Here is a 22,333-nt window from a genome sequence, read left to right as displayed (position 1 = left end):
TGAATTGCAATGGGTAAGGCTTCCACGCTTTACCCTTTCATTTTTGTTTCAATCCCTAATAGGGATTTTGATGAATTGCAATTTTGGATCTGCACTTACGCCGCTGCCATAGCTGCCACGTTTCAATCCCTAATAGGGATTTTGATGAATTGCAATGAGTTGCGCGAATCATTAAAATTAAACGATACTGTTTCAATCCCTAATAGGGATTTTGATGAATTGCAATTAAATAAAAGTTTTTCTTTTATCCGGCTCTTGTTTAGTTTCAATCCCTAATAGGGATTTTGATGAATTGCAATCTTTTTAAAAGTCTTGGCACTATCAGAATGATTTTGGTTTCAATCCCTAATAGGGATTTTGATGAATTGCAATTCCATGTATTTGCCAATGGCTGCACGTTTCCATCGTTTCAATCCCTAATAGGGATTTTGATGAATTGCAATATGAAAGTGCTTGTGCAGCACGAAATAGGTGTTAGTTTCAATCCCTAATAGGGATTTTGATGAATTGCAATGGTAAGTAATCCACGATTAAGGAGGAATCCAATTAAGTTTCAATCCCTAATAGGGATTTTGATGAATTGCAATTCATGGGAGCGTACTAAATGGTACGCATACCTTTAGTTTCAATCCCTAATAGGGATTTTGATGAATTGCAATTAAAAGGGATTTGAATAATTTAGCTTCAGTAGGTTTCAATCCCTAATAGGGATTTTGATGAATTGCAATCAAGAACAACAGTTACAATTACGTTCTTTTAGGGTTTCAATCCCTAATAGGGATTTTGATGAATTGCAATATTTTCTTTGAAATTGGCGGCAGAATCTCAAAACCTGTTTCAATCCCTAATAGGGATTTTGATGAATTGCAATTTTTACTCAACTCATACCGCCATGTGGCAGTGTTTCAATCCCTAATAGGGATTTTGATGAATTGCAATGGCTGAAGCCCGAAAGCCAAGCTATATTTAGTTTTCAAGGTGCGGTTGCGCGATTCTGGAGCAATCATAGCATTAGATAATTCCTTTGGGAAGAGTGCCGGGAAAGGTTAAAGGCTAACACCCTAGTTTTTGTAAGCATTTCAGAGATTGCGCGGATGATAATTGAGTGATGAGTAGGGTGAAATGCTTGCTGGTATTGAGATAGAAGCACTTTTTTGGGGCTGTGGAATTTGTACACCTATCGATTCGCGCATTTGACATACAAAAACTCTGCGAGATATGCGATCGCTAAAAATAACCTAATGGTGATGGGGGGCGCGATCGCTGCCTTCGGAGCCAGAAATCTCAGTCTTTATATGCTTATAGCCTCCCACATCACACACAACAACACTTGTAATGTTAGTCTTGAGACTCCTCAGAGATAGATTCTGATTCGGTTTCAAGTTCTTCTGTTTGAACTTTGGGGGCTGGAGGTTTAATCGGTTTTGGGCCACGCGCTAGTGCAGGATTCGCCGGTTGTCTGCCTTCATCCCTATATGACGATCCTTTTTTCCCTTTGTCAGACGAGCGTTCGCGGCTCGGTTTTGAGCTTTTGGGGTTGGATTCAATAGGAGTTACAGAATCCGTATTTTCGGAATTGTTGTCAGTGTTTGCTTGAGACTGACGTTCCGATTTCTTAATTGGACGTTCTACCATTGTTGATTTTTGTAAATTTATCTGTATGGTACATCGGTTTGGTGACTGTCAGACTGTTGAGTAGCATTTTTAAAGATTTTATCGAACAGAATTCAGGAGTCAGGAGTCAGAATTCAGAATGAATTTTGTACGACACAACGACCGGCTCAGTGCATCGCTGGCGGATGAATAACCGGTTTTAAGACCGCATCAAATCGTAGATTTAGTGGTCTTCTCCTAAGGGGAGACGCCAAAGGCGAACAATCAGTCGCGGGTCTAAATTCCCGAACGATTGATTCTGACTCCTGAATTCTGAATTCTGTTTATCAATTAACTCACTAAATTAAAAAATGGGTGCGTTATCTATAGCTAAACGCACCTGATAACTATTAAACAAAATCAGGTCGTGCCTGTTGCCTTGATTTGAACTTTTCCTCTAAAACTACCCAATTTTCTTGCTCAATTAAGTTAGTCAACTCATCGAGATTTTGACGATATTGTTGCAGCGATCGCAGCAATGCTTGACGATTATACCGTGCCATCATCACACCCAACTCTGGATTCCCGCCACCCACACGACTAGTATCCCGGAAGCCTGAACTAGCTAACTTTTGGGCTAATTGCAAAACATCGGGGTCAGTTTCGCTCAAACAAGCAGCAATCAACGAGGAACTGACCATCACCGGTAAGTGGGAAATCCAACTCACAGCGCGATCGTGTTGTTCTGGTTGACAATAATAGATATTAGCTCCGAGCGATCGCACAATTTCTTCCACAACTGTAATTGCACTAGTTGGGGTTGTCGTTATCGGTGTTAATACATAAGGTTTATCAACAAACAAATCTCGCTGTGCAGCTTCTATCCCACTGTCTGTTCTGCCCGCCATTGGATGACCACCAATAAAATTATCCCAAAGGGGAGTAATATCCTTAACTATCTGTGCTTTCGCCGAACCCACATCAGTCACAACTGTAGCAGTAGACAAATGAGCGATTAACTGTTCAAATTGGGGCACAATAAGGGCTAGAGGTGTACAAATAAATACAACTTCTGCGGCTGCTAATAGGCTCAGATCGACTGATGCTCGATCAACACTGCCCAGGGTAACTGCCTTTTGACAGGTTGCTTCACGGCGACTAACTCCTAAGATATGATGTCCTTGCGATCGCAAATCAAAACCCAAAGATCCGCCAATCAGTCCCAATCCTAAAATTCCAATATTCATTTTTGATTTTGACATTCCGTTTTTTATGACTTTACCAACTATTAAAGTTGGCATCCAAGGGGTAGCATCGATGACTGTAGAGGAATTACTGGAACAATACGCAGCAGGAGTCTTAAACTTTAGTGGTGTTGACCTCCCAGAAGCCAATCTGAGTGGAGTAAAACTCAGTGGTGTAAATCTGAGCGATGCTAATTTGAGTATAGTCAACCTGAGTGGCGCGAATCTGAGTGAAGCTAACTTGAGCAATGCCAAGCTAAATGTAGCTAGACTCAGTGGCGCGAATCTATGCAGCGCCATCCTCAACAACGCCAGTCTCAACGTCGCTAATTTGATTCGAGCGGATCTAAGTCGCGCTCAACTCAGAGGAGCCTCATTAATCCGCGCCGAGTTAATTCGCGCTGACCTCAGTCGCGCTGATTTATTGGAAGCTGACCTGACCGGTGCTGATTTGCGAGAGGCGACACTCCGCCAAGCGAATCTCCGTCACGCTAACTTAAGTGAGACTGTCTTGAGAGGTGCTTCTTTAACTGGAGCAAACTTTGAGATGGCTAACTTAAACGCCAGCGATCTCAGTCGTTCTGACTTGAGTGGTGCAAATTTGCGCGATACCGAACTCAGACAAGCCAATTTCAGCCATGCTAACTTGAGCGGGGCAGATTTGAGTGGTGCAAATCTTCGATGGGCAGATTTGAGCGGCGCAAATCTCCGATGGGCAGATTTGAGCGGTGCAAAATTGAGCGGGGCTGATTTAATTGGCGCAGATTTAAGCAATGCCAATTTAACGAATACAAGTTTAGTCCACGCCAATTTAACTCAGGCAAAATTAATTAGGGCAGAATGGATTGGTGCTGACTTAACAGGAGCAACCTTAACGGGAGCCAAGCTTTATGCCACTTCCAGATTTGGTTTAAAAACCGAAGGCATGGTTTGTGAATGGGTCGATCTTAGCCCAAATGGCGATCGCTCCATTGTCCAAAACTTCCATTCTGAAGAGTCACGAGATTTTTTTAACGAAACACCGCCAACAATTCGGATTATTGTTGATGCAGCCTTAGAACACGAAGCCAATTTTGCGATCGCTGGCGCTTACTACCAAATTGCTCAAGAATATCGAGGTCTGAAACAACCTCCAAGCATCGAAAGTGGCCGTCGCCGGACTATTTTTACTTTTCATATAGATAGCGACGAAGCATTATTTATCACTGCTTACATTGTCATTCTTCCCTTTCTAGATGCAGCATCTACCCAAAAGAATATTTCCAGTATAGTGGAAATGATTAACAGTGAAGTTGTTGCAAACCAAGACTTAAAACCGCTAAAATCACCTCATATAGTGAAACAATTAAATACTCTTTTAGAACAAGCTATAAATCAGGCTACAAGAATTAAACAGATGAAAAAAAATATCGAAATAGCCGCAAAGTTAAATTTTTGTAAAGCCCCAACCCAAATAGTTTTAACGAATTCTAGCGCCCACACTTTGATTGTTTATGACCATCCCAACTTTGGAAAAAGATTTATTAATCGTTCTGCTCTCAATGCTTCAGCTTATGATATATCCAGTGATTCAACAAAAAATATATTACCTTCATTAGATATAATTATAGATTTTGTCAAAGGATTTCATTATATTAGTCATTAGTCATTGGTCAAAAACTAAGGACAAATGACAAAGGACAAAGGACAAATAAAAAAACTTTGGAGGAAAAAATGCGCGATACCTTTAATAAAATGATTGGTCGAACTCGCTATGTAGTGTTTCGCCTATTTCTGCACATAGGGGGAGGTGAAGTAGCGCCAATTTTGGGAGTATTAAATAGTGCTGGACGGGATGCGATCGATGTCGATGGCGACTTAGAAGTTTTAGGAGAAGGATTGGTAGAAATTAGCCAAACCCTGCTGCAATACGATGAATATTGGCTTTCTGCTGCCAACGAAGGTGACGTATTTTTTAATGAGGGCGAAGCGGGGGATTATGTGAATGAATTATTTACTGACTCTGCCGAAAGATATCTCAGCGAACCAAATTACAGTTCTGACTCTGGATTGAATGAACCTTTATCTATACCTGTAACCCGCAACGTCATTGTGATGATTACAGTAGCTTATGAAGGAGAAGTACCAGAATTAGAAACCGATCTTTCTAACGTTCAGGCGCTCAAGGAAGGATTGAAAGCATTGATAAATTTGCATTATAAACATAGATTAAAGGCAATCCAAGTACATTTCTCACCAGCACAGTTAGGCGATGAACTTACTAGCGATCAACTGTTGCAATATTACCCAGAATTAATTCCTTTGTAATCTGTTGGGTAGTCCGTACTTACTACTCAGATGATAAATTGTTAAGCTCAGAGATAGGACAATAATCCAATGATCATGACCATAGTACGTAAATTTACAGCCGTTTTTTTAGCTCTGAGTTTGTGTATCACAACTGTTGCCTGTGGTGGCGAGAACCAAAGTACTCCTCCAGCTAAGAACGTTAGCCAAACTTCTACTAATACAAAGTTGAGTGATGGCGAGTATCAAATACAACAAGCAACTTATGACGATGCAACTGGTGAGTACAACCTGTTTTTACTAAACAATAAGCCCCCAACCTTTTCAACTGAAAATTTGCAAATGGCGCGGTTAACTGACGATCAAATTAAGGAGGGTAAAAAAACCTATCTGAAGGTAGAAAAAGGACAACCGGTTTTATATCTGACGGAAGACTTTAAACTTGAGTACGTCCACAACGTTACCGAGAATAAAACCAATCCCCAAACAGGACAACAAGAGACAGTTGTAGTCCGTCGAGAAAATAGCTTCTGGGCACCATTTGCTGGGTCTGTGGCTGGTAGCTTGGCGGGACAGGCAATTGGTAGTATGTTGTTTAGACCCCAGTATTATGTACCCCCTGTTTATCAATCAGGACAAGGATTAAGTGGCTTCGGTGGATATGGCGGCAGCTATGGCCAAGCAGTTCAAAACTACCAAACTCGCTATAATACGCCACCAGCAGCCGTAACAAATCGCACTGCGTTCCGCAATACAGGGACAATTAGAAGGTCATATCCTGGAAATTCAAATGTACGCAATACACCGCGTAGTACTACAGGTAATAACCGTCCTTCCGGTTCTGGGTTTGGTGGTAGTACCTTACGACCCTCTGGTAACTCAAGCACTACCAGACGCAATTCTGGCAGTGGTTTTGGTAGTGGGCGTAGTACAGCACCCCGCCGCTCAAGTGGTTTTGGCAGCAGACGCCGTTAATCAATTCCAAGTTGAATAAATAGACTGCCTAACAAGTAAAGGTAGTTGTGCATAAAGAAGCCGGAGGGTAACAAGTCAAACCTCCGGCTTCTCTTTATATCTATGCAATTTGCGAGGAGGAATTATTAATTATTCGGTTAAATAATATGAAATACTAAATACAAATATTGCTAAGAGAACAGGAATTATTTTACTAAAGTCTATTCGCTTTTGTTGAACCATTTCTAAACAAGACATCGGAATCATTAGAGGCCAGAAGATAGTTGTCATCACAAACATCACAACTGATAAAAATTTATCTTCTGGATTGGAAGCAGGATGACGTAGGGAAAATATTAACCAATTAGTTAGAAAATAGAACGTCATTAATAAGTAACCAATAGTTAAAGTCAGTTGTATCTGATTCACCGTGAGTACTCCTGAAGTTATGTGAGCTTCACTATAGCCTTTCCTGTTCTAGTTAGGTACACGATAAGCCTCAATAGTGCATTTTCAACTAGGTAGAAATGAATTTACCACATCTTTAATGCGATATAAATAAGCATCCAATCAAGAAAAATTATATTAGCTATGAGCCATATATTGATTTTATACCCTCTTGACTTATAGGCTAATACAACAGCCCTGTTGATTATTCCCACACTTCCTGATGTATAAATTAAACGAGTCATAAGTACTGCCCAGGCGTAGACAAAACCATTTCCTCGTCGCTCGCTTGGCGTTGTCAAGTGTTCGTAATGTATAAAAAGAACAAAAAATCCAAAACAAATAGCATAACCTATTAGCCATTTGCTGTTTGGCATAATCTGAGCAAGAAAAAAAGGGATAATCATGCCTAATATAAAAACTAAGATAAGAGAATCAAACATTTATAATTTTTTCCTTTTTTCTAAAAAAAAATAAACATTGTATGCCCCAATATACAATGTTTATAAAATTTACTTTTCTGTTTGTAGAGTCTCATTAACCTTCTTTGAAGAAAGTTTTTAAATTTTGGATGATAGATATTCACTACCACGATCCCAAATTTAAAATTCAGATAGCTATGAGAATAATAATTAAGCGGTCTTAAAAAATCGAATAATTTCGCGGACATGATCGAGAAATTGCCCGTCAGTGGAAAGTTGCGCGATCGCAGTTCGTGCTTCTCTTGCCAAACGTTCATGTTCAGTTTGATTTGTCGCCCGTAATTCCTCAAAATTAGCCGCAATCCGGGCTAAATCTCTACGAGTTTCTTCGGCAAAACGTTGTTGAGTTGCAGATAAAGAATAAGGTTGTTCGGGGTTGAGTTGATCTTCCAACGACTGGATTTTTTGTTCCAATATCGAGAAGCGATCGCGCAGTTCAAAAATATCTTCGCGCGGATACTTCCATTCTTGGCGAATCATCGCTAGCCGCGCATATAAATATTCATAAGCGCGAATCGCGGGACGCAGAATTGTTAATAACAAAGCTGCACCAGAACTTATATATCCCACAGTACTAATACCAGTGGCAGCAAGAGTATAAAGACCAACGGCTGAAAATAAGTGTAAAGCAATGGCAACCCAGAGCGATCGCTTTGCCAAAAGTGTGACATACTTTACTTGTTTCTCATCAACTGGAATTCCTTTCTCAGTTGATTGTGCTGCTTCTGCTAAGACTTCTTTAGCTTGAAAATGCACATTCCACGGGACGGTAACAATTACCAACAGCCACCAAAAACTAGCACCACCAATCACCCAATCAAGAAAGTTACCAGCAGGGATGTGCAACCATTGCAGTAAGCCAAAAGCCACCAGCACCACAACCACTATTCCTGCAATGGAACTGACGAAAAAGTTAATATACATCTTGCCCTGTCTCCGGTAAAACTATACCTCGATCATTACTATGCCTCACCAGTTATACGGAAATGATTGTGATGGTTTTTCTAGTAGCACATATCATCCTGTGCAGAATTCAGACTTTAAAAATTTTTCTGATTTCAGTAATTAACAATTTGTAGGAAATCATTATGTCAGCCTTTTTAAAAAATCAAAAAATTCCTAAATTATTCACCAAGTTATCAGTTGCAACTGTTAGAACCGCCTTCAGCTTAGTAGTATTATTCAAAATTGATTCTGCTCAAGCTTTGGTAGCCAAATTCAATATTGACCCCAGTGCAAGTTTTATTTCCTCATATACATTTAGTCCTGACAGCGTACCTTTTTCTCTAACAAACTTGGGAATTAATTCAGGGGACACAATTAAACTAGAACGGTTTGGCAGTTTTTCACCCTTTGGTGATCCCACTAACGAATACTTTGGTGCAATGTGGGCTACTTTCAGCACTGACAATAGATTGCTACCAAGTAGCGGAACGTATTATGGCGCAACGACTGATAGAGTTCCTGGTGCTATTAATGCAACTCTTTCCAACGGTTGTCTTCCACTTCAGTGTTTAGATAATAGTATTTTTTACATATCACGTGTAGATTTTAATGGTGCTATTGTGCAAGTTCCTATTGATGCAAAATTTATATTTATTGGTGCTGCCGACAGTTCATTTGCTGATAATGTAGACTTAAATCAAGACTTTGCTGTTGGTATCAATTCTGTATCTACTGCTAGTGTTCCTGAACCCAGTTTTATGTCAGGTTTACTGGCATTTAGTGTTTACGCTACTGGTTTGCAATTCTTACGCAACCGGAAAAAACCACTTTGAGGACACAGTTTTACTCAACTAAATAACTGCGCCAAACTGCTTGATTATTTTTACTACCTTTTTCTGGAATTAGCGATCGCCAAGTTTTACCTTCTTGCTGAATTTGCAAATAAACGTCAAAGGGTTGTTTTGGTTGCGTCAAGCGCCGTTTTGGTAGCTTAAGAATCAAGTCGTAGGTTCCCCGAACGTGGAAAGCTGGTAAATTTTCAATCGTTAGGGGTTGTTCTTGGGTAATTGATAGCCGTTTGATTTCAAATCCTTGAAAATCTAGATCCAACTGTTGGCTAAGTTTTTGTTGAGTTTGTTCTAGCCCAAGTGCGATCGCTTTTTGCACTAAATCGCTAGTTGGTAGCAGCCCAATACTGCCACAAGCTGTCACTAGCACCAGCAATATTGCTGTCAAAACTAACCGCACCATGTTATTCCTGAGATTCCACTTATCAGCGATAGTATAACTGTAGTTTCTCTCAATTCTCTGATCTACCATGCCAAAACAGTCTATAGGTCTTGATAATCAACTTTACAATTATCTTTTATCCGTTTCGCTGCGAGAACCAGAAATTCTTGAAAAGTTGCGCCAAGAAACCGCCAATCATCCCCGGAGTAGAATGCAGATTTCACCAGAACAAGGGCAGTTTATGAGCCTTCTGGTGCAATTAATTGGAGCGAAGAAAACCCTAGAAGTTGGAGTGTTTACGGGTTATAGCTCACTTTCTGTAGCTTTGGCACTACCGCCTGATGGCAAAATTATCGCTTGTGATGTGAGTGAAGAATTTACTGCGATCGCTCGGCGGTATTGGCAAGAAGCTGGGGTTGCTGATAAAATCGATCTCCGATTGGCACCAGCTTTGGAAACTTTAGATCAATTATTGGCAACTGGGCAAGCCGAGACTTTTGATTTTGCCTTTATTGATGCTGATAAAGAAAATTATGATGGATATTATGAGCGATCGCTGCAATTAGTTCGTCCAGGTGGATTGATTGCGATCGATAATGTTTTATGGTCTGGACAAGTAGCTGATGAGCAAAATCAAGATGAAAGCACTCAAGCAATCCGGGCACTGAACGAAAAGTTACATCATGACGAACGCATTACTCTCTCCCTTGTCCCCATCGCCGATGGACTTACTTTAGCAATCAAGCGACCTTAATACAGCAAGAGCGCACAACTAAACTGTGCGCCCTTATTGCGTGTTCTGCTTCTATTTACTTAGAAGTTATAGCCAATTCCTAATTGTAGTCCTACATCAGTATCATCCAAAAAAGCAGCATTTACACCACCTGTTAGCGTAAGTTTAGAACCGATAGGAAGGTCTACACCACCTGTTAACAGTAATCCAATATCAGTATCAGTATTAGCTTCAATTGCTACGCCAGCACCTATGTATGGAGATATAGCAAAGCTTCTTTCACCCACCGAACCTGCTCTGCGGGGAGAAAAATCTAAAGTCACAGGAACTAGAAATATTGTATCGTCCCCAAAGATCACCGATGGTCGCACTGATATATTGTTTGTCAGACCAAGTTTGCTGATCACTGAAAAGTTAGTGTCGCTCAGAGCTGTATCGTCGCCGCTCAAACCAATGTTACCACCAACTCCGATATAGCTTCTGCCACCACGAGTACTTCTACCTACGTTAACATCGGGCGTTGTACTTCCTGTTGGTGGCTGATTTAACTGACTGATGTTAACATCAGGCGGAATCAGGACTTGGTTAATTGCATGGATAATACCATTGCTAGCTTTCACGTCCGCCTGGAGAACTCTGGCATTATTCACCGAGACTTGACTGTTAGCGGAATCGATTTTAATATTTACAGGTCTTCCTTCATCGGTCGTCAATTCCCCTGCCGAGAGTTGACTAGCAGTTACCGCACCGGGAACCACATGATATCTCAAAATCTTAACTAATGCTTCTTTGTTTTCTGGTTGCTCTAACTGCTGTAAGGTAGCAGCAGGCAAAGCAGCAAATGCATCATTGGTAGGAGCGAAGACTGTATAAGGGCCTGGCTGTTGAAGAATATCTGTTAGACCGGCTGTCTTTAATAAAGAAGTCAGAGTTGTAAAAGAACTACTGGATGCCGCCAGAGAAACAATATCAGTACTTGTAGGAGTTCCAGCGACAACGTACTGACTAGCTGGAAGATTACTAGCAATGGGTTGCACTCGTCCTTGTTTAGCTAAAGCTTGATATAAAAGTGCTGCTGCTTCAGCACGAGTCAAAGACTGTTGCGGATTGAGTTGTTTTACATCCGGGTAGTTGACAACAAGATTACTTACTGTCGCTGCTGCCACGCTGCCAACAGCATATTCTGGGATAGCTGAGGCATCGTTGTAGTAAGTAGTGAGAGTACTTGTATCGCCACCAGTTAAACCTAAGCCACTACTTAAAGCAACGATCCCCTGCACTCTAGGAATTTCTTGATTTGGTCTAAACACGTTCCCAGGATAGCCTGCCAAAAATCCAGTTTCGTAGGCGCTTTGAATTGCAGCAGCTGCCCAGTAGTTAGCAGGAACATCACTAAATCCACCTGCACTTAATTGCCGGACTCGGTTTTGGGTACTGAAAGCTTTTTGAATCAAGGCAGCAAATTCAGCACGAGTCACAGGCTGATTTGGTCTATAAGTACCATCAGGAAAGCCACTAATCACGTTATTCTCAGCTAGGGCTTGAATGAAGGGACGCGCCCAATAATCTGAGGAAACATCAGATAGGTTAACTGTTGAAGTAGGCGATGGTGTTGCAGGTGATGGTGTCTCAGGTGATGGTGTTGCAGATGGAACAGGAGTTTGAGATGAAGCTGGGGCAGAAATTACGATGGGAGTTATTGTAGCAGCTATCATTCCCAGAACTAGCAAAGCAACCTTTGTTGATGACCAACGAGACAAACTAGACATGGAAATATCCTCTTTTCAGTTTCTTGGGTTGACTATTGGAAAATACTGGATGCAAGGTTAAGTGAATATAGATATCCAGATGATTATTTGGTTAGCCTTGATATGGAAACCAGAAATGAAACCCGTTAACTCTGGAAAATTCAAATGTGGGACATTATGAGTAGCTGCTTTGATATCTCATAACATTTATCCAAATGTTTACCACATGTAGTATCGGATTCCTATTTGTTTTTTAAAGAACCGCAGATCCCACTAAAGAGAAGCAGGCATACTGTGGTCATCTCTTCTGTTGCAACAATAAAGATTATTAATGCAGGTAGGCGATTTTATTCAGTTCTAAAATTGCAGTCAAGCAGTAAAATAATTGGCCTTTAATAGCCGTCTCTTTATAATTGCCGACGATGGTTCATGCCGTCAAACTTAATGTATCACGATCTTTAGCAAGATTTAAGAAATAAAATGCCTCTTCGCGATATCATATATTATTAATCTTTGATCGAAATTATACAACTAACTCAGGGCTAGATTTTGAGGAAAAACTTTCACTCTTTAGATAGTTGTCCTTGATGGTAAATTTTCAAATACTAGACTGAAAATTAGCGATCGCAATCAAAAATTTCGAGCTTGATTGTAGCAAGTTTTTTGGCTAGGAATTATTTTTTTCCAAAAGACAACTTTATGAAAATGAACCCAAAGATAAACTAGGATTTTTGGAAGCTGGCTAATCTGTATCAATTTTGCTCACAACTCCTCTGGAGGTAGGGCAACAAATCCGGTTTTTACTCCACGCTTGAACCCTACATTTTCATAGAAGTGCAACGTCTCCTCACGTTTTGAGCCACTCAGAAGCATCACTTTATAGCAACGTTGCTGCCATGCTAAAGCTAAGGCATAATGTAGCACCTGCCTACCCAATCCCTGTTGTCGATAATCGGGATGGGTGACAACATTTTCGATAATACCGTATGGACGTGCGCCACGCGTCAAGTTGGGAACAATGCTTAAGTTACATACACGTTGCTACTAGCTGGTTATCAACATCAGCCACGATGTAATACAAACGGGGATCGTGTAAAATACCATCCCAGATAGATTGTAAAACATCATCAGCAGGTAAAGGTGCATCGACAGGATTTAGGTGGTTATATAAAACCAAAAGTTGGGGAAGTTCGTCGCGTCTAATTAGGCGAATGGTAATTATCGGTTTAGACAAAGCTGTATTAGGGTAATTATCCCAGGAAGTATGTTTGTTGAAGAAGAATTCAGAAGTCATAATTCAAGAGTTCAGAATCAAGACGCTCGTTCGCGTAGCGTGTCGCAGACAATACTCGTTTTCCGCGTCGCTTACAGTCGGGGATTCAAACCCGCGATTTTCTTGTGGATCACCAAATTTGCTTGTTTTGTGGGGGTGCAAAAACGGCGATTATTCAGACGCTCTCTACGTTCCCTGCGGGACGCTTACGCGAACGCGCAGCGTGTCGTTCGCGGTAGCGTTGCGTAGCAAAGACAGACGCTAAAAGCGTAGCTTGCAACTATTACAGAGTACGAGTACTCGCTTGTCGTCGGCGCTATCCGTCAGCGATGCACTGAATCGGTCGTTGTGTCATACAGAATACCCAACTGAATTCTGACTTCTGACTCCTGAATTCTGTTAGATAATTTCAAAGTATATAATTAGACTATTTTACTGAGGTTATTGAACTTTTAGAGAGATGAAGCTAAAAACAAGTATCTAGCTAATTTTATGGCTGGAATAGAAGTTTCAAAGGATTAATTAGGTTTACCCATAATCGTAAAAGCTGCCCAGTAGTAGGGATGGTTATAAAGAATTTTATCTGATGCCATTTTACTATTTCTATATAGTTGCGTCGCTAAATAAGTTTGAATTCTTACTTCCTCTGGATGCAGATTATTTAAGATGTCTTCATACCATTTTGTCAGTTCTCCAGCAGTTAGTTCTTTCAGCCATCGTGTTGCTTCGGCTAAAGCAGTAATGGCTGATTTATTCGGCTGTAATCGTCGGTAAAACTCGATCATCACCAAGGCACTAGCGGAAGATTCTACACTCCAGAGAGTACTCACTATATGAGGTATGCCCTGAGTTACAAAACCACTGACTAAACTCACATATTCGCTGCTGATAGTGTAACTGTTAGTACTTAAATTCTCATACGCAGAGAGGGTAATAAGGTTGTAACTATCTAGATTTTGTTGGCAGATTTCATCTAGAGTAAGCCTTTCTTCACCTGCTAATACTAACTCTGATTTTTTAGGTTCAGCTAAATTATTAGTGACATAACCCGTAAAATGCAAGATGTTATAACTATCGGATAAGGCATTTTCGACAGTATTTTTTGTAGCCTCTGCCCCCTGAATTCGCTGGTTATTATTGAACATCTGACTAACAATTTCAGACTCCAGTTTGGCAAATTTAAGTGTGGGATAACCTGTACTTTCTGGATGTTCAACACTAAGCAAGAACTTATTTTGCCACTGCCAAATATCCTCAGTTCTGATTGATAAACCTATTTGGGCACTAGGTAGATAGGTGACGCTGAAATTTGATTCCACATTGGGTAACTCTTCCGAAGATGGGGAAGAAAGATGGAAAAGTGTATGAATGGGCAATCTGTACAAGTCACGGTGAGGAATTAAGACAAGTTGGGTGATGCCTTCAAGTTCCTGTGCAATTGTGGAAATATTCAGGATTTCATACAGTTGCAACAGTTTCTCTTCCATCTCAACTCGCCAAGAATGGTGACTTTTACTTTCTTTGTCTTGGGCTGTGCTGCGATATTCTTGGTATTGTTGATGCCAATCTTCTAGCCAAGTTTCAAATTCAATTAGGCGCTGCACTGCTTCGGGTAAAGGCAATTCATTGAGACGAATAGCGTCTTCTCCTAAAGGTATTACCCCAGTATCTTGCATGGGTGTAAACAGGAGAATTGGTGATGGCGCTTGGTCTTTGAGAATGAAAGTATGTATGGCAACTGGACTAATATGCCAGTAAATAATTGCTGTTGTGGGATTGAATAGTTGTTGAATTGCGCCATAATAAGGCGAGTATATATTATCATTCCAACCAGAAAGCAGCCAGTTTAAACAAGCATTTTTACCTTGTTCGGCAATTTCCCAAGCTTCTACTAAATCACCAGACTCTACAGCTAAGTCAACTGCCAATTGATCGAAGCCGACAAATTTTAGAGCTAGCTGTTTTTTACTTTCATCTGAGCGAGTTTCTTCACTCAGTAATTGTCGCAATAAATCTGTCCCACGTTGCAGCAATTCTTGAACTTGTGTGGTTTGTCCCAAACCCATCAACACTTTGCTTAGAGATTGTAAAACCTCTAAATGCAACTGGGGAAAATACTCTAATGTCAGGGTTAAGAGCGCCTGATGGTACTCAGATGCAGCTTTGCGCCAATAATCCCGCGTATTGGTATGTTTTTTACCTTGTTCGTAGTAAGTATTAGCGATCGCAAAATGCAATCTACCCCAACCTTCTGGATGGGTATCTGTTCGCAGATGCTTTAACCCTTCCTCATAGCTGGCTAATTTTCCTTCGTAGCCACCCTGTTGTAAGGCGGGATTTGCCGCGATGATACTACTCGACAAATTGAGTAATTCGTCAGAATCTCCTAAATGACCGATCGCAGTTCCCCGACCAATCCAAGCTTCCCAATAATCTTGTTTAATTTGCAAAGCGTTGTCATAACAGACGATCGCTTCGGCAAATTGTTCTAAATTAAACAGTGCTATTGCCTGATTATACCAAGCTAAATGGAAGTCGGGTTTAATGGCGATCGCTTGCCGATAGGAGGCGATCGCTTCTTCTCTCCGTCCTAAGTTGTCTAAAGCTATACCCCGGTTGTACCAAGCTAAGTAGAAATCAGCTTGAACTGAAAGGGCTTTATCCCAAGAGGCGATCGCTTCTGACCATCTTCCTAAATTAAACAGCACTACACCCCGGTCTATCCAAACTTCATGGTACTCTGGGTTAATTTCTATCGCTCTGTCGTAAGATATAATCGCCTCAGCAAATTGTTCGCTGACGGCTAAGGCTATGCCTCGGTGATACCAGTTTTCCTGGTCTTCTGGTTCGAGTTGCAGCGCTTGATCATAACTAGCAATAGCTTCTGGTAGCCAACCTAATTTAAGCAGTGCCAAACCCTTGCTAGACCACGCTTCTTGATAGTCTGGCTTGATTTCTATAGCTTTGTCAAAAGAAGCGATCGCTTCTTCAAAGTATCCTAATTCTCCCAGAGTTCCACCCCGGTTGTACCAAGCTTTGTAGAAGTCTGGCTTCAATTCTATGGCTGTTTCATAAGATGCGATCGCTTCATCAAAACGTTCTAAATGGAACAGCGTTAAGCCGCGATTAAACCAATATTCTGAGAATTCGGGTTGCATTTCAATAGCTTGGTCATAAGATGCGATCGCGCCTAGCAAATCGCCTGTTTTCGCTTGCTGAAGACCTTGGTAAAACCACCCTTGAGCGTGGGTAATCGGATTATCGCTATGTCGCTCAATAATACCAGGGGAATTACTGCTTTGAACTGCCAAATCCGAAGCAAGTTGCTGGACTAAATTGGTACTTTGATCCAACCTCACCCACAACTCATCTAAAGTATTTGCCACATTCGGCTCTAAATTCGTCAAAGTGTTATCCCAAGTTTCCACCGAGGGAGACGTTGCTAATTCAGTCCTTTGTCTAGTGGAAAGGAGATTTACTGGTGTTGTAATTTGAACAACTTCTTCTTCGTCGAACCGAAGTTGGGTTAACAAGCTGATTGAATCTTCCGCTGCCGGGAGAGGGATATTTTCTGGTATTGTGGTTTGGGCGTCTTCCTTTTCATATTCCCATACCACTTCCTCGAAGTTTTCGGGCGATATCTCCTCAAAAGAGTCATTTTGGGTTGTTAACGTTATTGGTTCAACATCTGGTGCATCATATTCCCATAATTGTTCGCCAAAGCTAAGGATTAGCTCTTCTCCAGGAGAAGTGGGGAGAATTTCTTCATCCGTTGTAGTTTCTACCACATCTGGCTCATCATACTCCCATAACTGCTCGCCCAAATCGCGGATCAGTTCTTGTCCAGGAGTAGTTTCTATTACATCTGGCTCATCATGCTCCCATAACTGTTCGCCCAAATCGCGGATCAGTTCTTGCCCAGGAGTGATTTCTAGATCATCTTGTGCCTGATTGTCAGGGTAATCTTCTATTTCTGTAGGTAAGTTTTGCATTAGCCGAATGCCAATGTCATAAGCAACTTCTCCAATTCTGCCAACACCAAGTTCCCCCAATTGCACCATCTGTGTTGCTAAAAGAGGATTTGGTGTAGGTGAAGCTAGCAAGCTTTCACCAAACATCACCAACCAGTCTATCCAACGTTCAGCCGGAACGCGATTTTCGATCCGTTGCAGATACCTCAATGCCCACTGTCGTCCTCGTGCTTGATGCACGCCTTCTAACAATTGAATGAACAATTGTTCCAGATCCGCATTGGTTAGTTCTGGTAGTACCCCCACCAGATTGCGTCCTCTCGCACCCTTGAGAGAACTATTCTGTTTACTTGCAATGAGGCGCTTTAAAAACCTTTTAAGCGACTGCGATATCCGCCTGAGCATCTGCCACACTCTTGGATTTTATTTTTCTAGATTGTAGCCATCGTTGTGTTAAAAAAATCATCAATTACGTAAAAATCCATTAGATTCTGACAGCGCTTCCGTAGCAGGTTAGCAAAAAATATACAAACCTTCAAGAGCATAGCATTACAACGTTACAATTCCCAGGTTTAACTCTTGAATTTGACTCTGGCAAGCAGTTAATTTTCAGTTTGCTCTGTAGTCGATTGACCGTCAGGATATAACTGACTAATTAATGCCTGGACAAGCACTTGTGGATCGTCTGTTTCAACGGCAAGCTGTTGAGCAATCTGCTGACGTAAATTTTCATCCTCCTGTAACATCACAAACAACTGTTCTAGGGTGACAGTTTGGTATTCTCCCTCTGGGAGGTTCTCTGGCGCATCTGCTGACTCTAATACTGGGGCAACTACCTCAGAGGACAAAGAAGTGCTAAAAGCATCTGGCCCTTCGTATTCCCAAACTGGTTCGCCTTCATTGCGTGTCAACAACTGCATCCCGATATTATAGGCAACATCTCCAATTTCGCCGACGTTCAACTCACCCAATTGCACCAACCGCGCAGCCATTTCATTATTGGGTGTCGGAGATGCGAGCAATCTGTCGCCAAAGCGCCCTAACCACTCAACCCACTCTTGAGTTGTGATGCGATGTTCGATATTATGCAGCCACTTCTGTGCCCATGCTTCTCCTCGTGCTTGATGTACCCCTTGCAACAGTTCGTTGAAGAGAAATTCCAGATCCGTATCGCTCAACAGGGGTGCTGGTTCTTTTTCCACATTTCCCCTAGATTTTGAGGTAGTCTGTTTTCCACCAAACAAGCTCTGAAAAAGCTTTTTGAGCCATTGAAATAGCCGCTTGAGCATCTGCTGCACCATCGAGTTTTGCTTTATCTATAAAATTGTAGCGATCGCACTGGACTATGGCGTTAGTTAAGTCAATAAAACGTATAGTCATTTGTTATTTGTCATTGGTCATTTGTCAAGAGTTATTCTCCTCTGCTTACCAGTCTTCTTTAATAGAACAAATGTACTAAATGATATGCTATAATTCCCATACATTGATGTTGAAATCATAGTAGAGGATAAGCTCTGGTTGCTTGCTTTTGTGAGTGCCAAAATATACGGCATTATTTGAGTCTGGCGCTATGGCAACATCGATCAACAAAGCAGGTACGAGAGTTTAAAATAATTGAATCCTAAACTCGACTCGGTGCTACTAATTCACGTTGAAAGGCATTGAAGTCTATTTTTCCATGTCTTACGAACCCCTGCACCACAAATATCGCCCCAAGAGTTTTGCTGAACTGGTGGGCCAAGAGGCGATCGCCACCACCCTGACGAACGCGATCGGCACATCGAAAATTGCCCCTGCCTATTTATTCACTGGCCCAAGAGGTACGGGGAAAACTTCTAGTGCCCGGATTTTGGCTAAATCCCTCAATTGTCTCAAAGATGATAAGCCCACGGCTGAACCCTGCGGCGTATGTGAGGTTTGTCAGGGGATCGCGAAGGGTTACGCCTTAGACGTAATTGAAATCGATGCCGCTAGTAACACTGGTGTCGATAATATCCGCGAGTTGATTGAAAAAGCCCAGTTTGCTCCTGTGCAGTGTCGCTACAAGGTTTATGTTATTGATGAATGCCATATGCTCAGTACCCAGGCATTCAACGCGCTACTAAAGACATTAGAAGAACCACCTAGGCACGTAGTTTTTGTATTAGCGACAACAGACCCGCAAAGAGTGTTACCAACAATTATTTCGCGTTGTCAAAGGTTTGATTTTAGACGCATTCAGTTAGAGGCGATGGTGAAGCATTTAAGTGCGATCGCTTCTTTTGAAAACATTCATATTTCACATGATGCTGTCACCCTGGTAGCCCAACTTTCTCAGGGGGGATTACGGGATGCCGAAAGTCTACTCGATCAATTGGGTTTGTTGGCGGGTGAAGTGACACCAGAGCGAGTTTGGGATTTAGTGGGTACGGTAAGCGAACAGGATTTGCTAGCGCTTTTAAATGCGATCGCTCAAGATAAACCGGAAGCAGTTCTAGACTGTACTCACTACATTCTAGATCGTGGTCGAGAACCCCTAACTCTTCTGCAAAATCTCGCTGCTTTTTACCGCGATTTACTAATTGCCAAGACAGCACCCAACCGCCACGATTTGGTTGCTTGTACTCAGCAAACTTGGACAGCGCTAGTTGAGTTTGCTCAATACTTCGATATGAGCGCGATCTTAGCAGGACAGAAACACCTGCGAGAAGCTGAAGTCCAAATTAAAAATACCACTCAGCCGCGTTTGTGGTTGGAGGTAACATTACTAGGATTGTTACCGAGTGCGACGACGAATATTCAGCCACAAGCCTCAAGTTTCGCGCCACGAGTTAATAATACACCTGCTGTATCTCCAAGCTATCCTCCAGTAGTTGCCCAAAATCACCCAGTCTCTTCTTTACCTGTAGCTGAACCGAAAACAAATCATAATTCTTCAAACCATCATCAAGCGGCTGCCCAAAATCACCCAGTCTCTTCTTTACCTGTAACTGAACCGCAAACAAATCATAATTCTCTAAACCATCATCAAGCGGCTGCCCAAAATCAGCCCGTCATTTCATCTCCCCCAGTTGAACAGCAAACAAATCACAATTCTGGTGCTAACTCAGTTTCACCGCCAACTCCAGAACCTGTTGCTGTTCCTGTGCCATCGGTGAATGTTGAACCAGTAACTTCAGAAGTTGTTGGCGAAGCAGAATATGACTTAACTCAGATTTGGCAACAAGTGCTTGCCAACCTCCAGCCAAAATCAAGGCAAGAAATGCTACGTCAAATGAGCCAACTCATCGAGTTTGACGGTGTTGTGGCTCGAATTGCGATTAAACAAGCATGGTATGACAAAGGAAAATCTTATCTACCGATGATTACGGCAGCTTTCCAGCAGACTTTCCAGCGTGAAATCCAGATAAATGTAGAAAAAGGAATTTCTTCAAACTTTACCTCAGCCAAAAAAAATCCTCCGCCAAAAGACTCTACTCGCGTTCAGCAACCACCAACTCCCAGTTACAACCAGCAAATTTCGCCTCCAGCGTCAGCACCACAGCCAACTAATCCACCACCAGCACCGACAGCAGCAAAAAATGGAAATGGTGTAAATGGAAATGGGGCAAATGGAAACGGTGTAAATGGAAATGGCGTAAATAGAACTGGGGTAAATGGAAATGGGGCGCAAACTTTGCCTCCAGCCCCAAAACAAACACCCGCACCTGATTGGGAACCTGACGAAGTAGCGATCGCAGCTCAACGTATAGCAACATTCTTCAACGGACAAATTATCCGTTTTGCAGATGATTTCCCAGAATTCTCCGATTCCATAACTACACCAGAATGGGTAGAAGAAGCAGACGTGGATGATGAATAAAAAAATGCAAAATTATTTTTAGTAATTTTGCATTTTTAATTTTTAATTTTTAATTCCCAAAGGGGCTATTCCCCATTCCCCGTATGCAAGGTTTTCACCCATTTCAGGCGCTTTGGTCTTACCGACATCCGAGCAGTAGTGCTGCTCATAACGACTAACCAGTGCAACATATATAAACTGCCACGCAGGGTTTGCACCAGCATCGTAAGATATGTAGAAAGTGGGAATTTTTGATCTTGACGTACCCGCTTCAAACCTGTAAACATCCCTACCATCGACATAGAAATGGATAAACCAGTGATGGGACTTAACATTGGTGGACGATGACGAGCGATCGCCATTAATAAATCTGGGACTGCTGCTGTCGGTAAGATATACATAATCAGCATAAAAATCAGCAAATCCCAGCTTTTACGCCATCCCATGCGGTTTTTGAGAATTAAATCCCAATAATCCAAATAGCGCTGATAACCGCCTTCTGCCCAACGGTTGCGCTGATGCCAGAGTGAAACTGCATTTGTCACTCCTTCTTCTTGCACTGCTGGATGGAAAACACACTCAATATCCCATTTATCCAAATGTAAGCGGATTGTCAAATCCAAATCATCGGTAATGGTTTCTTCATTCCAGCCACCGCAGCTTTCCAAGGCTGAACGCCGGACAAATTGACCATTACCTCGCAGTTCGCCAATGCCACCAAGGGCAGTCCGCTGTTGCTGAAACCAGGTATCAAGTGCCATTTCAGCCATTTGACCCTTAGTCCAAAAGTTTGCTTTAGCGTTGGCGATCGCTTTTCGCACCTGCACCGCCCCCACATTTTCTCTTTGAAATAAAGGTACTACCTGTTGCAGCAAGTCTGGTGTTACTTGGGCATCAGCATCAAATACTGCGATGATGTCGCCCTTTGTCAGCGGCAATACCTGATTCAACGCCCCCGATTTGCCACCAGTAGCTTCTGCTGAACGCCTCAGTACTTTCAGTTGGTCGTGTTTCTGTTCGAGTTCCGCTAATAAATGTGGCGTGCTATCACTGCTGCGATCGTCAATAATCCAAATTTCGTATTGCCCACCTGGATATTCCAGATTACAAAGATTTTTGACTAATTTAGCAATTACCGCTTCCTCATTTTTTGCAGCCACCAGCACAGAAACAGAAGGCAAATCTCCCTGTATTTCTTTTGGATAGCGACGGGATTTAGTAAACACTACCACCAAAGCATGAAATCCTAGAATGGTGGTCAGTCCTAGAATAAAAATGGAAGCCCAAGAAACTAAATGTAGAGCGATCGTGCCACTCCAGACGATAGTCAAGACTAGAGCTGCTTTGCCTCTACGACCTTGAAACCGGGATGGTAGAGACATAGAATCTGTCTCTAACACCGACTCCTCATCTACTGATAGGTCAGACAACAAGGAGTTGAGCGGATCGAGCTCTTGATAAGAATCTTCTTCGGGCCAGGAATTCGCTGGCATAGGTTAGGTTGCTTGATTCAAAAACCACTATTTGTCTACAGTTAGTAATTTTACGGACAAATATCCCTAAGCTACTTTTCCCGATATTAATCGGAATGGGCAAACTGCAATACC

Annotated in this window: 19 protein-coding genes and 1 CRISPR repeat array (1 of these 20 only partly in view); of the genes, 6 read left to right on the top strand and 13 right to left on the bottom strand. The window is 41.9% G+C overall.

Annotated features, from left to right (window positions below):
- A CRISPR array of direct repeats spans positions 1 to 939; the repeat unit is 37 nt; unit sequence GTTTCAATCCCTAATAGGGATTTTGATGAATTGCAAT (it extends 455 nt beyond the left edge of the window).
- A 399-nt stretch (positions 940 to 1,338) separates the two neighbouring features.
- Complete coding sequence (locus tag V7K44_RS28975; RefSeq protein ID WP_334936846.1) at positions 1,339 to 1,635, bottom strand: hypothetical protein; 297 nt, start codon at positions 1,633 to 1,635, stop codon at positions 1,339 to 1,341.
- A gap of 368 nt (positions 1,636 to 2,003) precedes the next feature.
- Complete coding sequence (locus V7K44_RS28970) at positions 2,004 to 2,840, bottom strand: prephenate/arogenate dehydrogenase (RefSeq protein WP_334936870.1); 837 nt, start codon at positions 2,838 to 2,840, stop codon at positions 2,004 to 2,006.
- A 70-nt stretch (positions 2,841 to 2,910) separates the two neighbouring features.
- Here V7K44_RS28970 and V7K44_RS28965 point away from each other — a divergent pair, with 70 nt between their 5' ends.
- The 3 genes from V7K44_RS28965 to V7K44_RS28955 all read left to right on the top strand — a co-directional run bounded on the left by V7K44_RS28965 (position 2,911) and on the right by V7K44_RS28955 (position 6,098).
- On the top strand, positions 2,911 to 4,482 hold the full coding sequence (locus V7K44_RS28965) for a pentapeptide repeat-containing protein (protein WP_334936868.1): 1,572 nt from the start codon (positions 2,911 to 2,913) through the stop codon (positions 4,480 to 4,482).
- A 68-nt stretch (positions 4,483 to 4,550) separates the two neighbouring features.
- On the top strand, positions 4,551 to 5,144 hold the full coding sequence (locus V7K44_RS28960) for a DUF1517 domain-containing protein (RefSeq protein ID WP_334936845.1): 594 nt from the start codon (positions 4,551 to 4,553) through the stop codon (positions 5,142 to 5,144).
- Between the two features lie 69 nt (positions 5,145 to 5,213).
- Entirely contained in the window at positions 5,214 to 6,098 is an 885-nt protein-coding gene (locus V7K44_RS28955) for a hypothetical protein (protein WP_334936843.1), read from the top strand.
- A 129-nt stretch (positions 6,099 to 6,227) separates the two neighbouring features.
- Here V7K44_RS28955 and V7K44_RS28950 read toward each other — a convergent pair whose 3' ends face one another.
- The 3 genes from V7K44_RS28950 to V7K44_RS28940 all read right to left on the bottom strand — a co-directional run bounded on the left by V7K44_RS28950 (position 6,228) and on the right by V7K44_RS28940 (position 7,930).
- The gene (locus tag V7K44_RS28950) at positions 6,228 to 6,464 is read right to left on the bottom strand and encodes a hypothetical protein (RefSeq protein WP_334936841.1); all 237 of its coding nucleotides are present in this window, start codon (positions 6,462 to 6,464) and stop codon (positions 6,228 to 6,230) included.
- Positions 6,465 to 6,610: 146 nt separating this feature from the next.
- The gene (locus V7K44_RS28945; RefSeq protein ID WP_334936839.1) at positions 6,611 to 6,967 is read right to left on the bottom strand and encodes a hypothetical protein; all 357 of its coding nucleotides are present in this window, start codon (positions 6,965 to 6,967) and stop codon (positions 6,611 to 6,613) included.
- Positions 6,968 to 7,156: 189 nt separating this feature from the next.
- Positions 7,157 to 7,930, bottom strand: a complete 774-nt coding sequence (locus V7K44_RS28940; RefSeq protein WP_334936837.1) for a hypothetical protein — start codon at positions 7,928 to 7,930, stop codon at positions 7,157 to 7,159.
- A gap of 164 nt (positions 7,931 to 8,094) precedes the next feature.
- Here V7K44_RS28940 and V7K44_RS28935 point away from each other — a divergent pair, with 164 nt between their 5' ends.
- Positions 8,095 to 8,784 carry a hypothetical protein gene (locus tag V7K44_RS28935; protein ID WP_334936835.1) on the top strand — a complete coding sequence of 230 codons (690 nt, stop codon included), beginning with the start codon at positions 8,095 to 8,097 and terminating at the stop codon, positions 8,782 to 8,784.
- A gap of 10 nt (positions 8,785 to 8,794) precedes the next feature.
- Here the strand turns inward: V7K44_RS28935 and V7K44_RS28930 are convergent, their stop codons facing one another.
- Positions 8,795 to 9,202, bottom strand: coding sequence for a hypothetical protein (locus V7K44_RS28930; protein WP_334936866.1), 408 nt, complete (start codon positions 9,200 to 9,202; stop codon positions 8,795 to 8,797).
- A gap of 67 nt (positions 9,203 to 9,269) precedes the next feature.
- Here V7K44_RS28930 and V7K44_RS28925 point away from each other — a divergent pair, with 67 nt between their 5' ends.
- Complete coding sequence (locus V7K44_RS28925; RefSeq protein ID WP_334936833.1) at positions 9,270 to 9,935, top strand: class I SAM-dependent methyltransferase; 666 nt, start codon at positions 9,270 to 9,272, stop codon at positions 9,933 to 9,935.
- Positions 9,936 to 9,994: 59 nt separating this feature from the next.
- On the opposite strand, the gene V7K44_RS28920 is transcribed toward V7K44_RS28925, so the two are convergent.
- The 6 genes from V7K44_RS28920 to V7K44_RS28895 form a co-directional block, all read right to left on the bottom strand.
- Entirely contained in the window at positions 9,995 to 11,683 is a 1,689-nt protein-coding gene (locus V7K44_RS28920; RefSeq protein WP_334936831.1) for a fasciclin domain-containing protein, read from the bottom strand.
- A gap of 741 nt (positions 11,684 to 12,424) precedes the next feature.
- On the bottom strand, positions 12,425 to 12,670 hold the full coding sequence (locus tag V7K44_RS28915) for a GNAT family N-acetyltransferase (RefSeq protein ID WP_334936829.1): 246 nt from the start codon (positions 12,668 to 12,670) through the stop codon (positions 12,425 to 12,427).
- 19 nt (positions 12,671 to 12,689) lie between these two features.
- Positions 12,690 to 12,956: a hypothetical protein gene (locus tag V7K44_RS28910; RefSeq protein ID WP_334936827.1), complete on the bottom strand. Its 267-nt coding sequence runs from the start codon at positions 12,954 to 12,956 to the stop codon at positions 12,690 to 12,692.
- A 497-nt stretch (positions 12,957 to 13,453) separates the two neighbouring features.
- Complete coding sequence (locus V7K44_RS28905) at positions 13,454 to 17,311, bottom strand: CHAT domain-containing protein (protein ID WP_334936825.1); 3,858 nt, start codon at positions 17,309 to 17,311, stop codon at positions 13,454 to 13,456.
- 197 nt (positions 17,312 to 17,508) lie between these two features.
- The gene (locus V7K44_RS28900; protein WP_334936823.1) at positions 17,509 to 18,195 is read right to left on the bottom strand and encodes a hypothetical protein; all 687 of its coding nucleotides are present in this window, start codon (positions 18,193 to 18,195) and stop codon (positions 17,509 to 17,511) included.
- Complete coding sequence (locus tag V7K44_RS28895; RefSeq protein ID WP_334936821.1) at positions 18,116 to 18,286, bottom strand: hypothetical protein; 171 nt, start codon at positions 18,284 to 18,286, stop codon at positions 18,116 to 18,118. Before V7K44_RS28895 ends, V7K44_RS28900 begins: the two co-directional genes overlap by 80 nt.
- 298 nt (positions 18,287 to 18,584) lie before the next feature.
- On the opposite strand from V7K44_RS28895, the gene V7K44_RS28890 reads away from it, so the two are divergent.
- A complete protein-coding gene (locus tag V7K44_RS28890; RefSeq protein WP_334936819.1) occupies positions 18,585 to 20,747 on the top strand; it encodes a DNA polymerase III subunit gamma/tau in 2,163 nt (720 codons plus the stop codon).
- A 65-nt stretch (positions 20,748 to 20,812) separates the two neighbouring features.
- Here V7K44_RS28890 and V7K44_RS28885 read toward each other — a convergent pair whose 3' ends face one another.
- Positions 20,813 to 22,219 (bottom strand): glycosyltransferase, encoded by a 1,407-nt coding sequence (locus V7K44_RS28885; RefSeq protein WP_334936817.1) that lies wholly within the window; start codon positions 22,217 to 22,219, stop codon positions 20,813 to 20,815.
- Between the last annotated feature and the right edge of the window lie 114 nt (positions 22,220 to 22,333).

This window comes from Nostoc sp., from assembly GCF_036917235.1.
GTDB lineage: Bacteria > Cyanobacteriota > Cyanobacteriia > Cyanobacteriales > Nostocaceae > Nostoc.
This window is presented reverse-complemented; position numbering and strand designations above follow the sequence as displayed.